Origin of the sequence: Cognaticolwellia aestuarii (genome assembly GCF_002000025.1) — a bacterium.
In the GTDB taxonomy this organism is placed as follows: Bacteria; Pseudomonadota; Gammaproteobacteria; order Enterobacterales; family Alteromonadaceae; genus Cognaticolwellia; species Cognaticolwellia aestuarii.
Map to the genome: position 1 here is coordinate 287,537 of NZ_MUZV01000002.1, position 13,850 is coordinate 301,386.

12 protein-coding genes are annotated in these 13,850 nt (G+C 39.0%); 9 read left to right on the forward strand and 3 right to left on the reverse strand.

Features of this window, described 5'->3' with window-relative positions:
- Positions 1-49 precede the first annotated feature (49 nt).
- The 3 genes from B0169_RS04530 to B0169_RS04540 all read left to right on the forward strand — a co-directional run bounded on the left by B0169_RS04530 (position 50) and on the right by B0169_RS04540 (position 2,528).
- Positions 50-328, forward strand: a complete 279-nt coding sequence (locus tag B0169_RS04530) for a hypothetical protein (RefSeq protein WP_077284765.1) — start codon at positions 50-52, stop codon at positions 326-328.
- Between the two features lie 122 nt (positions 329-450).
- A complete protein-coding gene (locus B0169_RS04535) occupies positions 451-2,292 on the forward strand; it encodes a nitric oxide reductase activation protein NorD (RefSeq protein WP_077284766.1) in 1,842 nt (613 codons plus the stop codon).
- A gap of 44 nt (positions 2,293-2,336) precedes the next feature.
- Complete coding sequence (locus B0169_RS04540) at positions 2,337-2,528, forward strand: hypothetical protein (RefSeq protein WP_077284767.1); 192 nt, start codon at positions 2,337-2,339, stop codon at positions 2,526-2,528.
- Positions 2,529-2,671: 143 nt separating this feature from the next.
- Here the strand turns inward: B0169_RS04540 and B0169_RS04545 are convergent, their stop codons facing one another.
- Entirely contained in the window at positions 2,672-3,799 is a 1,128-nt protein-coding gene (locus B0169_RS04545) for an HDOD domain-containing protein (protein ID WP_077284768.1), read from the reverse strand.
- A gap of 222 nt (positions 3,800-4,021) precedes the next feature.
- Positions 4,022-4,144, reverse strand: coding sequence for a hypothetical protein (locus B0169_RS19605; protein WP_268875701.1), 123 nt, complete (start codon positions 4,142-4,144; stop codon positions 4,022-4,024).
- Positions 4,145-4,177: 33 nt separating this feature from the next.
- Between B0169_RS19605 and B0169_RS04550 the strand changes: the two genes are divergently transcribed.
- Both B0169_RS04550 and B0169_RS04555 read left to right on the forward strand, forming a co-directional pair.
- Positions 4,178-4,750 (forward strand): MiaE family protein, encoded by a 573-nt coding sequence (locus B0169_RS04550; protein WP_077284769.1) that lies wholly within the window; start codon positions 4,178-4,180, stop codon positions 4,748-4,750.
- Between the two features lie 14 nt (positions 4,751-4,764).
- A complete protein-coding gene (locus tag B0169_RS04555; RefSeq protein ID WP_077284770.1) occupies positions 4,765-6,018 on the forward strand; it encodes a hypothetical protein in 1,254 nt (417 codons plus the stop codon).
- 44 nt (positions 6,019-6,062) lie between these two features.
- Here the strand turns inward: B0169_RS04555 and B0169_RS04560 are convergent, their stop codons facing one another.
- Positions 6,063-7,139 carry a M14 family metallopeptidase gene (locus tag B0169_RS04560; RefSeq protein ID WP_077284771.1) on the reverse strand — a complete coding sequence of 359 codons (1,077 nt, stop codon included), beginning with the start codon at positions 7,137-7,139 and terminating at the stop codon, positions 6,063-6,065.
- Between the two features lie 511 nt (positions 7,140-7,650).
- Here B0169_RS04560 and B0169_RS04565 point away from each other — a divergent pair.
- From B0169_RS04565 to nhaA, 4 genes are all read left to right on the forward strand, one after another.
- Entirely contained in the window at positions 7,651-8,580 is a 930-nt protein-coding gene (locus B0169_RS04565; RefSeq protein WP_077284772.1) for an AAA family ATPase, read from the forward strand.
- Between the two features lie 56 nt (positions 8,581-8,636).
- On the forward strand, positions 8,637-9,695 hold the full coding sequence (locus B0169_RS04570) for a DUF58 domain-containing protein (protein ID WP_077284773.1): 1,059 nt from the start codon (positions 8,637-8,639) through the stop codon (positions 9,693-9,695).
- A 118-nt stretch (positions 9,696-9,813) separates the two neighbouring features.
- Positions 9,814-11,964 carry a transglutaminase TgpA family protein gene (locus B0169_RS04575; protein ID WP_158077051.1) on the forward strand — a complete coding sequence of 717 codons (2,151 nt, stop codon included), beginning with the start codon at positions 9,814-9,816 and terminating at the stop codon, positions 11,962-11,964.
- Between the two features lie 431 nt (positions 11,965-12,395).
- Positions 12,396-13,730: a Na+/H+ antiporter NhaA gene (gene nhaA, locus B0169_RS04580; protein ID WP_077284775.1), complete on the forward strand. Its 1,335-nt coding sequence runs from the start codon at positions 12,396-12,398 to the stop codon at positions 13,728-13,730.
- Positions 13,731-13,850 lie beyond the last annotated feature (120 nt).

Genomic DNA, 13,850 nt, shown 5'->3' on the forward strand with positions numbered 1-13,850 from the left:
CAAGGCTATTCAATAGCACGCCAATCAACAACTTGTTGAGGAGAAACGCTTGAGTGACTATCAATTAACCCAACGTAAAAATAAACATATTTTACAACGTATGGCTAAAATTGTTGGTATAACGAGTATTGTTGTTGCGCTAATTTGTGCTGGATACTTACTGACTTTAACCGACACCGAAGACAAAGTGATGAAAGCCTTTTATGGCTCAATTTCATTTTTCTGTTTTATGATGGGCTTAGTACTACAAAGTATTGGTGACGCAGATTTACCTGATTTAACCATACCAAAAGATAAAGTAAAACCTGAGGTACTTGACGATAAATAGCAAGTTAAATTGCTACGCTTAATCTCGCTAAATTGACATACATCACAACTCACTTATAAATCTTTTGTTAGCATAGTTGCCAGTAAATTGAATAAAACAATAATCCTTTTGGGAAGAGCAAAATGGAAGAGTGGGTAGGCGGTCTTTGGCATAAATATATCACGCGCAAAGCTAGCACTGAATTTACAGATGCCGCGGTGCAGTTTTCACAAGTAAGCCATGCGATAGGATTGGTTTACCGTGCCTTGGGTGGCGAAGCTGTTAAGCGTGTTGAAGCTGCTAGTGATCGAGACTACATTGTCCGTCGTAGTTTTCTTGAAAAAATTGCCGGTGAAAATCAACAAATTAGTCTTGCCTGGCAAGATGATGAAAGCTTACGTTTACCTGAAACTTTAGCGGTATTTCCCCACGCAGAATTAAATCATGATTTGTATATTTGGTTAGCGGTATTAGCCGCACAGCATGACGGAAAGTTTCGTCATTGGGCGATAGATAACCAACAGCTTGTACTTGATGTACTTGAGCGTTTTCCGGCACTTGTTCCACGTTACCAGCGCCTTGCGAAGGCCTTTGTTAGTAGCCGCGCCGATCATTCAAAACGTCCGAAAGCCGAGCAATTAATGGAGCAGGCGATCAACCAAGCGATTTTGTCGCCGGGCTCAGTTAAAGAATTTCCCACGGTAAACTATGCACCACAAGCCGTATATTTGTGGTTATATCCATCAGCACACGTTGATCCCCAAGTATTACCCGAATTTGATGATAGCGATGAAGCACTTGAAGCCGCTGAACTCAGCAAAGCAAAAAAAAGTGATACCAGTCGCAAAAAAGCTGAACGTGTTGACTCCGGCGACGAAAAAGATGGCATGATGATCTTTCGCCTTGAGACGATGTTTTCGTGGAGCGAATTCTCTAAATTAGATCGAGGCACAGATGATAGTGATGACGATGATGAAGATAATCAACGCATCGCAGAAGACTTAGATAAAATAACCGTCGCCAAGCAACAAAGTCAGAAAAGTGCTCGTATAAAAATTGATATGGATTTACCGTCAGCATCCGAAGATGATTTACCTTTAGGTGATGGTATTAAACTGCCAGAATGGAATTATAAGAAACAATGCCTTGAAGCGGACCGCTGTCTTTTACAACCTATGTTACCTAAAGACAGCATTGCACAAAAATTACCGTTGAAATTACAAAGAACAGCGAAGGTAATACAGGCTCAGTTTGAACAATTGCGCAGTGTACGTTATTGGCTCAAAGGCGAGCAGCAAGGTGAAGAGTTAGATCTAGCGGCCTGGCTTGATTTTCATATAGAGTCAAAAATATCACCGACTAAAGAAAAAGGGCACTATCGCAGTTTTCGAGGTAATAATCGTGATATATCTACGTTATTACTTGCTGACTTATCGATGTCGACTGATGCTTATTTAGATGACAATAGCCGTGTTATTGATGTGGTACAAGACTCAATGTTACTGTTTGGAGAAGCACTTAATAGTGTGGGTGACAGTTTTGCCATGTATGGCTTTTCATCAGTAAAACGAACCAATGTGCGTTTTACGCTGCTAAAAAACTTCAATGAAAAATATGATGACACTATACGTGGTCGTGTTCGCTCTATTCGTCCTGGTTTTTATACCCGAATGGGAGCTGCTATTCGCCAAGCAACAAAGGTGTTAGTTGAACAACGTAGCACACAAAAACTGTTGCTAATATTAACCGACGGTAAGCCTAATGATATTGACCATTATGAAGGCCGGTTTGGCATTGAAGATACTCATCAAGCCATTAAAGAAGCCAATAAACTCGGCATTAAGCCTTTTTGTATAACCATTGACCAAGAAGCGCAAAGCTACTTACCTTATTTGTTTGGTAGCAATGGCTATACGGTGATTTTAAGACCTGATCAGCTGCCGGTACGTTTGCCGCAGCTTTACCATCAACTAACCAGTCAATAATGGCGTAGTTGAATAAGCGTTACATTATAATTTTAGGGGGCATTATGTCTCACGAACAAGTTTCTTGTTTGTTTTGCCAAGTAAAAAATGACAGTAAACTCGAGCATTGTACTAATTGTGGTATGGCGTTAACCAAACATCATCCTGAAGGAAAAGCACGTTTAAGCTTTTTTGTGAAAGCCTTTTGGGGCATTGTTATTTTCTGCGTGTTAATGATGTATTACTTACCGCGATAGCGATGAATAACAACAGATAACCGTTTATTTATCTGTCTGTTAATTCGCTGAGTTTTTATGCGAGATAATTAAGCGTAAAAAACAGCCTTCATCCCAAAAACATCAAGCTCATCTGAATGCAATAGATAAGCTTATAAGCATTACTATGAGGCATTTTCTCGCTTGTTTTCAGCTAATGTTGCCGCTAAATGCTCAGTGGCTTGTTCGGTAAAAATCAGTGACGTAGAGACTTCTTTGAGGTAATCATCTGCTATTTTTTGCTGTGTTAATCTCATGTGTAATTCGCTGATAACTTTTGCTTCATAAATAAAACAGGCAATGGGCATTTTTTTGTGTAGTGCAGGCAATAAAGCCGATTTTTTGACTTTTTCTTGCAGTGCTAACACCTCTAAAATAGAGTTAGGAAAATTCCAATACTTGGCAATAAAGTAAGTCAATTTTTTCGAATTTTTGGCCATCATATTTTTAAACAGCGCTGAGTTTGGCTGGCAATCAGGGTGAACAACCGCAAAAGCATCTATCAGTAATTGATAAATGATCAGATCACCTAAGTTAGCAATTAAACCAATAAAATAAGCTTGGGCAGCATGTGCTTTTAATGAAGACTTCGCCACCAATGTTTTTGCGGTAACACCGGTACATAAACTGTGTTGCCAGATTTTTTGGCCATATTGTCGAAAGTAAATACTCGGGTGTGGTACTAAGCGACTGACAAAGCCGTTGATCACACCTTCTGATAAACCATGAACACCGAGTACCATAAAAGCCGATTTTAAGTCGTTAATTTCTTTACTTTGACGATTGTAATAAGAAGAGTTGGCAAGCTCGATGACCTTAGCGGCAATAGCTGGCTCTTGTTGAATCAGTTTGATTAATTCATTTGCATCAAAATCATCATTATTTAATTGTTCCATTATTTTTGTTAAAGATAATGGCAAGGTGGGTAACGAGTCTAAAATCAACTTTGGACTTTTTAACAAGCTTTCTACTTTTGCCGTAATAAGTACTGACAACTCGTCATTATGAGAAGAGTCTACCGTTGGAGATGGTCCTAACAGGTAGTCATAAAAGTCTTGTTGATATTGTTCTTCAAATGAACGAATTATCGCTTGATTAACTGTTGTCTCGACTGGCTTATAGTCAATGCTTACTTGCTTATGTTCTACTTCTTCTTCAGCATTAGCGGCTTTCCTGCTCTCTTCGAAATAGTATAAGTTGGCGGTACTTTTGGCTGACTTTTTAAAAATTTTACTGAATAATTTTTTGAACATAAATATAAAAATATTCTTAAGTTAAGGTAACGCTCATTAAATTATTGATAATGAGCTCTGTATATTAAATCATCCATGCTATCGCTAAGCTTACCTTATTTTAATTAATCGACAGCATTATTTTTATCGGTATGAGCAGTTTTTAGCCATTATTGTGATCTGGTTAATAAAATACTCTTTCATTTTATGGGTAACAGCGCAATAAAGCTGCATAGCATCAGCTCAGTAACGATTAGCGCTAAAAACGATAAGTTCAACTTTCATTGCTACTTTACTCGCATTTTGTTGTTGGTTTGGTTTAGGTTTTTGTTGTCGGTAATTTTGAGGCGTGTAAAATACCGCCATTATTTATTTCTTCTTCAATTAGTAAACTTATCTATGTTCGAATTAAAATATCAAACCCCTAAAGCATGGGCCGAGGTCGTTCTTAGTGACTTCGATGCCTTTTTAACCGATCATGCGGCTGCAGAGAAAAAAGCCTCAGGTATGGCGATGTCGATGATTTCTCATTACCCAGATCGAAAATCTGTGGTTAAAGCGATGGCTGATTTAGCCATTGAAGAGCTTATTCATTTTAAACAAGTATTAAAGTTAATTTATGCACGTGGTGGACAATTAGGTGCCGATGAAAAAGACCCTTACATTAACCAAATTCGTAAAGTTTTTCGCAATGGTAGTGATGTGTTTTTTATGGACCGATTAATCGTAGCTGGCGTGATTGAAGCTCGCGGTCATGAACGATTTTCTTTAGTGGCACAAGCATTACCCGAAGGCAAAGATAAAGACTTTTATCAAAGTATTGCTAAATCAGAAGAAAAACATAAAAACTTATTTATTGAATTAGCTTACGAGTATTTTGATAAGGCTGAGGTGGATCAGCGTTTAGAAGAAGTATTAGAAATAGAAGCTGATATTTGTATGGCATTACCGTTTAGAGCGGCTTTACATTAATTTGAGTTTTTACCATGAGCCATGCTATGCAACAAGCAAGAGCGACTTGTGCTAAATATTTAGCACATTATGCTGAGCCGGAAACACAATCGTTAGCGCTGTTTCCACAGCATTTGAATTATCAGCATGTACTGGTGATCCCTGCATTTGAAGAAACAGCCGTATTTGTTGAACGTTTTGTGCATTCTATACTTGCACAGCAGAGCTGTTTGTTGATTGTGGTGATTAACCAACCTGATAATAAGCTTGGCCTTGAGCATCAACAGGCACAACTGAACTTGCGTGACGCAATTGTTCAACAAGGCAGGGTAACTTGGCAGCAAGATAATCTAGCGTTAGTTGACTTATCTCATGAAAATCAACAGGTAAAGACTAAATCTGCGGTGTTAATTGTTGATCGTTTTCATCATGCTATCCCTGCTGAACAAGGGGTTGGTTTGGCAAGAAAAATTGGCGCTGACTTAGCGGTTAGTTTGTTTAATACCGGCGCAATTGCTAGCCCTTGGATTCACTCAAGTGACGCCGATGCGTATTTACCCGATAATTACTTTTCGGCGCATACCAAGGATAAAATAGCAAAAAATGCTGTAGCAACGTGCTGTAATTTTTATCATTACAGTGAGCAACAGGCGATTCATCAAGCCAATAAACGCTATGAAAATGCTTTACGTTACTATGTTGCTGGCTTGGTATATGCGCAATCGCCTTATGCCTATTTTACTATTGGTAGCACGTTATCGTTTGATATGTTGGCCTATTGCCAGGCGCGTGGCTTTCCTAAACGAAGTGCCGGTGAAGATTTTTATTTATTGAATAAACTCGCTAAATTAGGCGATGTAGTGTATTTGCCTGAGGTGATCATTAAGCTTGATGCGAGACCTTCACAGCGTGTGCCTTTTGGCACAGGGCCAGCAGTACAAAACATTATTAACCTAACTGAGCAAGGGCAAGAATATGTTTACTATCATCCGCAAGTGTTTATTGAGTTAAAAACCTGTTTACAGGCTTTTTCTACATTATGGCAGCACCGGTTACAGCCCGAACTTTGGTTTACAGGTTTATCTGAGTTAACTCAGCAAGCCCTGAAAAACATTGGTTTACCGACGTTTGTTAGTAAGCAAAAATCCGCCAAAGAAGTGCAATTTAACAAGCAATTAACGGTATGGTTTGATAGTTTTAAAACCTTAAAGTTTATTCATGCCTTACGTGAATTAGGCATAGAGAGCATTGCACTTGAACAAGCAATCGCCGAAGCACCGTTTCGTTAAGTGCATCGACAGCTGAGTTTTTAGCTTAATAAGTCAAGTTTTTACTAAAGGTGATTATTGACGTTGTTAACCACATAAAACAGACAGTCTGAGCGCACAATGTCACTTTGATTTGACGCCATAAAAATTTTTATGCTGGTGGCACAAACCAACTTGTTGTCATCCACTCTAAAGTAATTTTCGATGACATTAACCCCTTGGTCATTGAGCATTTCTAGGTTTTCTAAGCCATTATCATCTAGCCAACCTAGTAATAGTCCTTCACAGCAGCCACCGTAATTGAACTGCTCAATGTTCTTTCTAAGGGTTACACCACTATAGCTTTCATCATGTTCACTAAATGAAAGCTTTCGTTGATCTTTAATTACTAATCGCAAGGGCTTATAAAGAATTTGTACGGCTTTATCTTGTGGTAAAGTGCAGCAACACTCACATTGGGCAAATTGTTTAATACCATTGTATGCAGCTTCGTGTGACTGGTCATCTGCGCTGCCACCACATTCGATTGTTACCACAGGGCAAGAAAAGTCTAATTCCATCATTGCGCCAATGCTAATATCAGACAGAATCAAGGTGTCGCAAAAATAAGAAGCAAGTGATAAAACATTTGGACTGATCAAGGTACTAACAGCAAACGCTGGACCATTACCAGACGTATTATGCAAATCGATAATTGATCTTGGGTTAACTTCTCTTATTGCTGCCTCTATTAACTTTGCCCGCTGAATATAACCGTCAATATATTTGTTTTCGCCATCTTTACTGTTTCTTATTGCCTGTTCGTTAAAACAACGATTCAAGTCAACACCATCCGGTAAGTATCGGTGACTAAATAAATGCTGATGTGTAGCAGCTTCAACCGATGAAATAATAATACGAATGTTTGTTTTAGGTCGAGGTAATGAGTTTTCCGTGGTTAGCCATCGATGTACAGCAATTAACCCTGAAGGTTCATTACCATGCAATAATGTTGATATAACGCGCCATTCATTGGTATTCTCGCCTGTGATATCTATAACGGTAAGGCCAATTAGCGATAGCAAAAACTGTTGGTAGTCGGCATGTAATGTACGACTACATGGGTCAACTAAATAGTTTATTTCGCTAAAATCTATATCCATAACTTACCCCAAAACGCGCGTAATATTCGCGCATATTTATTTACCTTTAGTTGCAAAAGACACTGCAGCATTTAAAAAAGCTATAAGCTAATAGCCAATGTTTATTTCTGAACAGGTGTATTGGATCACACCGTTTTGCTAGCATGACATAAAGTTTTATTGTCGGTCGTTGACTAAGGTCAAATAAGCGCACGTTTTATCCGGGAATTTCCATTCAATTACGCTTTTCTTGATTTCAACTTTGCTTTTAAAACCATAGTGTTTGCTCAATTACTGGCTTTAGTGATCTATCGCACATTTCATCACGTTTTTAGTTTGCTAAAGCTGAACTTAAATGAGATAAATTTTGTTGTTTGCATGCTGTTTTGCCATCATATTAAGGTTATTTTCTTGGTATTGGGGTGAAAATTACTTATGCTGATAGTCTTATACTCTGGCAACTAAGCCGGTAAATTATGACTAAGGCAGTACCTTCTGAGATAGCTGGCTATTACTGTGGAGATATCAATATATGCAAACGGCAGTTGCCAATATTTTGGCTCAAATTGAATCGGTAGTGATTGGTAAGCCACACCAAGTGAAGTTAGCCTTGAGCTGTTTACTTGCTAAAGGTCACATTTTAATTGAAGACTTACCAGGGATGGGGAAAACAACACTGGCAAACACTCTGGCTTTAACCTTAGGTTTGTCATATCAACGTATTCAATTTACCTCTGATTTAATGCCAGCCGATGTTATTGGTATTGCAATTTTTGATGATGTGACGAAGTCATTTCTTTTGCACCCAGGGGCTATATTCAACCAAGTAGTTCTTGCTGATGAAGTAAACCGAGCAAGCCCTAAAACCCAAAGTGCGTTACTAGAAGCCATGGAAGAAGGGCGGGTCAGTGTTGATGGTGTTACACATCAGCTGCCTGAGCCTTTTTTTGTTATTGCCACACAAAATCCTATGTCGCATGCTGGCACATACCCGCTGCCTGAATCACAACTAGACCGTTTTATGATGCGGCTTTCATTAGGTTTTCCTAACATAGACGCAGAACGAAAAATATTACAGGCAACAAGCTCCCACCGTGATACAACTGATATTAAAGCATTTTTAACGGTTGAGCAGTTACGTGAAATACAGCTGCATATCAGTCAGATTACTGTAGCGCCGGCAATTATCGATTATGTTATTGCACTGTGTAGAGTAAGTAGGCAGGCAGAATCACAAGCAAAAGCATTATCACCACGCGCAGGAAAAGCTTTGTTAGCTGCAGCTAAATCATGGGCATTTATGGAAAATCGTGATTATGTTATTCCTGATGATATTCAAGCGGTATTTTCGCCGGTTTGTGAACATAGATTAGCACCACAGCAACATCATATTTTTGATGAAGCTAATGAGTTGTCTCAGCACATACTGTCGCAAGTTGATCCTATCAATCCACTACCTTAGGACAATACAGCTCAGTCGATTTATTAAGTTTTGCATGTGAATAAAAGGAGCACTGTTTGACCAATAAAGCAAAAAAAAGTGCTTTTTCGGCGCTAATAACACCACTGCAAGCGTTTATTAACAAGCGAGTTAACGTGTGGCTATCACGACGTATTCCTCAAGGCGCACTGCAACAAATAAATTATCGTAATATTTTTATTATGCCAACACGTTTTGGTGCTTGTTTTGTTTTATTTATGTTGCTGTTATTTCTACTCGGCACAAATTATCAAAATAATGTCATCATTTTACTCAGCTATTTGCTTGTGAGTTTTTTTATTGTTGTGTTGCACCACAGTTTTTTCAATCTTGCTGGTTTACAATTTCACGCAAGTCATTCATTGCAGGGCTTTGTTGGTTCATCATTGTACTTTCCTCTGGTGGTTAGGAGTAAAAAAAACCGTTTCAGTATCCGCTTTTCTTTTGAACAGTCAGCCAACATAGCAAGCAATAAGAGCCATAACACTGAGCGTGAAAGCAAATTGCTAGGCGTAACCTTTGAGCAACTCGTGGTAGGTGAAAATCAAGTTAGGGTGCCTTATCAAGTAGAAAAACGCGGCCACTATCCGCTTGGCCGAATGTTAATTATCAGTGAGTACGGCTTTGGCTTATTTAAAACCTGGACTCGGCTCGACTTTGCACAACATATTACAGCGTATCCAAAGCCGATTGCGTTTGCTTGGTCTGAGCTAGGTCAACACGCGAGCAGTGAAGCATTAAATGATAATGTCGCGAGTTATCAAGATAGTTTTCAATCTGGTCAAGATGAGTTTCATCAACTGCGTCATTATCAGCTTGGTGAGCCCTTTAGTCGCGTAGCATGGAAACAAGTAGCCCGAGGACAAGGCTGGTTAACCAAGCAATATCAACAAGCGTTATCGGCTAAATTACAGCTTGATCTTGAGCACTTACCTGCCGGCAATATTGAGCAACGCTTAAGTTGGTTAAGTTATGTGATTAAAGACTGTAATGAGCAGCAAATTGCTTTTTCATTGAAGTTGCCAAACCAAAGTATTGAATATCAACATAGTGCACAGCACACCTTAAAATGCTTAGCAGCATTAGCATATTATTAATTTGGATATTGACGCTGTTTGGCTATCAAAAGTTAATAAAAATAGTTACCAGAAAGAGTAAACGAATTAATGAATTTTTGCTAAATGTTGAGTTAGGTCGGTGATGAACGGGAGGGGTATGAGTAACGCTAAAAGTAAAAATAGTAATAAGCACAGTAGTAAGTCGATCATACTAAACAGTAAACTATTTTTTGCTTTATTAGTGTTACAACTTCTTAACCTTTTGACCTTAGTTACCCAGTTTCATTGGTTGTATATACTATTTGCGAGTATCGCTTTAGCAACACAATTTGTTGTGCATGTTAAGGCCATGCGACAAGCCTTGTTAAACGCGTCTATAAATCAAACTTCCTGTTATTATTCTGCGCCATCAATATTGCCCTCTTGGGCTATTTTATTATTAGCGATAGCGGGCAGTGTGGCTATTGCTATAGCTGGGCGCGAGCTAGGGTTATTGCTAAGCATGATTCATTTATTATGTTTTGCATATAGTTTAAAAGTGTTTGAAATAACGAAACGTAAAGATCTATATCAAGTAGTGGTTTTAGGCGTTTTTGTTGCTACGTCATCATTGATTTTTGTGCAATCTATTTACTTTTCATTAGCGGTAATTGTGTTGGTTTTTGCTAATTTTATTATCTTACTGCGCTTTTTTGCGCCGTCTATGTTGCTGTTAACACAAATTAAATTGCTCATTAAGCTGAGTTTATATGCTATTCCTTTTGCCGTTGTACTCTTTGTTGCTTTTCCGAAGTTAAGTCCTTTGTGGCAGGTACCTAAGGCAAAAGCAGCGAAAGTTGGGCTTTCTGATCAGGTTAAAATTGGTGATATCGCGCAGTTAGCTTTGTCAAATGAGCTAGCCTTTCGAGTAAGTTTTGAAAATAGCAGCCCTGCGCATGCGCAATTGTATTGGCGAGCATTAGTGTTAGATGACTTTGATGGTATAACTTGGCAGCAGGCAGCACAAAGTAACAGGCTAAGACAACAGCAGGGTAATAATTTGGCCCACTTAAGCAATGCCAGCAACGTAGAAAATATTGTATTGCGTGGCGAAGGCATCGCATATCAGGTGATTGCGGAGCCTAGCTTTCAGTCGTGGTTATTTGCACTCGACTTTGCAACCAGTGAACAAGCCAATATCGGCCAGCGCAGTGATTTTGCTTTGTTCTATCATGGCATTATTAGCCAGACCATAAGCTATCAAGTTACCAGTTACCCCGAGACAATACTCGCACCTGAGTTAACGCCTAGCATGCGGTCGTTGAATTTGTCTTTAAATAGCCAATCTAACCCCAAGTTAACAGCAAAAGCTCAACAGCTACGACAACGTTATAGTGATGATAGGGCGTTAATTAATCAGCTGTTAACTGATTTTAATCAAAACAACTATTACTACACTTTGCAACCACCTAGTATACAAAACAACAGTTTAGATGAATTTTATTTTCAAACTCGGGCTGGATTTTGTGAACATTATGCTAGTGCCTTTACATACCTTATGCGTGCTGCTGGCATACCATCTCGCATGGTTGTTGGTTATTTAGGGGGAGAATTTAACCCAAATGGCAATTATTTAAGTGTCTATCAGCGCAATGCGCATGCTTGGACAGAAGTATGGTTGCCTGAGCAAGGTTGGCAGCGAGTCGATCCAACAGCTGCTGTTGATCCTGAGCGGGTAGAAAGAGGCTTTTCAAGTGACTTAATGCAGCAATATGCTGACTTATCATCAGGAATGTTTTCCATGCAGCCGTTAAAAACGATGCAGTGGTATAAACAACTTAAAATGCAAATTGAAGCCATTGATTATCAGTGGACTCGCTGGGTAATTGGTTACACAGGGCAAAAGCAATCTCAGCTGATGAAACAATTATTAACGCGCTTAACACAAGGCAAAGTTATGGAATATTTTTTGCTATGCTTGGCTAGTGTTGTCTTGCTAATAATCGCTTATAAAGTATCGGCCGTTAGAGGTAAAAAACATCATGAAATTAAACAGCTATATTTGAAAACATTAGCGTTAATGTCGCAACATAATGTGGTGAAAGAGCACGCGATGACCGGCGAAAAATTTACGGCATTTATTGGTGAAAATCGTCCTGAATTATTAGTAGACTTTGCTGTTATATCGGATTGTTTTCAAAAATATTCTTATCAAAATAGCAGCGATGAGCATAATAAGTCATCATTGAATCATGATTTGAGCATATTAAAATACCACTACCGACGTTTACGTTGGCATTTGTGGTTAGCAAAATTAGGCATAAAGTAATTGATGCTGGTGAGTCTGGCTATGTAAAGATTTATCGGTAAGATAAGCACTTGCTGAGCGTATTGCTGAGCGCATTGCTTAGCGAGTTACTGAGTATTCATTATTTAAAGGCAACCATAACTAAAAGTGGCTTTCTGCTTTGCGCTCAGTTCATATATTCCGCTAACCCGTTATATCCTTCTACCCTGGATAACTGCCGCATACTACATTGATAGTTAACGAGAATAACCATGCGCTTCGATTAAATTTTGCCTGTTGGCTACTCTCGAACTAGATACATGAATGAGAAACCGATATAGGGACATTAATGAGAAATATTTGCATTTATTATGCTAAGTTTATACCTTAGTAGGGTAAATCGTTGGCATAACTATAACGCTATTATGCTAATTCCCATTTTTCTAATTAATTTAGATCATTCAGGAGATTCGATGACCAACAAAGATAAAAATTTATTACAACGTGGTTTAGAGAACATTCAGCCACCACTTTCCAGTTTTATTCGTGCCCAAACCACCTCCAGTTTATTTCTTCTACTATCAACACTCGTCGCCTTGTGGTGGGCAAACTCAATTTATTCAGCAACATATGTTAATTTAGTCCATACGCCAATTGGTATGTTTTTTGGCGATTTTGAATTTAAAGCCTCACTTAAGCACATTATAAATGATGGCTTGATGGTGATATTCTTTTTCTTACTCGGTCTTGAGATCAAACGCGAAGTGCTCGTTGGCGATCTTGCAGAGCCTGAAAATCGTCGTATGCTGATTTTTTGTGCTTTGGGCGGTATGATTTTTCCAGCACTGATTTATTCGTTGTTTAACTACTCTTTAGATTCACAAATCGGCTGGGGCATTCCTATGGCCACCGATACCGCGTTTGCACTGGGTGTGCTTACCATCGTCAGGAAACATATTCCTGCTAGCTTGTTGGCTTTTATTGTTGGCCTCGCCATCGTTGATGATATTGGTGCCATATTAGTTATTGCGATATTTTACACCGAGCAAATATCGCTAGGCTACTTGTCTGGGGCTTTTGCGCTGATTGCCTTTTTAGCTGTGGCAAACTATGCGGGCGTAAGACAACCGCTATTTTATATTATTGTCAGCTTGGTGACATGGTTGCTGATGCTTAATTCGGGGGTGCATGCAACAGTAGCAGGTGTGGCAATTGCTTTAACTGTTCCGGCTAGACCTAAATTAGCCGCAGATAAATTACTCAACAAAGCTAAGTCAAAAATAAACTCGTTGCAGAAAAGTGCTGAAACCGTTGATGTTTTGGCAAATAAGCAAGATCATGAAAAGGTGCTTGAAGTACGTGATGTCGCAGAGCGAGCGAGTACGCCACTACGACGCTGGGAAGATGCTTTAGAATTGCCAGTTTCTTTGTTTATTTTACCATTGTTTGCTTTGATAAATGCCGGTGTGGTGGTCAACTTGAGTTCTTTAACTGACAGTGTTCAAGATCCTGTTGGTTTAGGCATTATTTCAGGTTTGGTACTGGGTAAGTTTATTGGCATCACAAGTGCTTGTTGGTTAAGCCTAAAGTTTAAACTTGGCAGCTTGCCTGAACGTGTTAATTTTCAACATGTGATAGGTGCATCATTGATAACGGGCATTGGTTTTACTATGTCGACTTTTATCGCCACATTAGGCTTTGCAGGACAAGCCGAGCAATTACAATATGCTAAAACAGCTATTTTAATTGCCTCGGTTATTGCTGCGGTACTCGGCACGTTATATTTGAAAATTATTTCGTCTAAATAAAACCTAAACTATTAGGCTAAGCACTAAAGTGGCCAACACCTCATGTATCGAGCTACGTCTTTACTTGAGGTGTTTATTGAGCATGATAAGACTACAAACCACCCACAGTGATTAAAATAC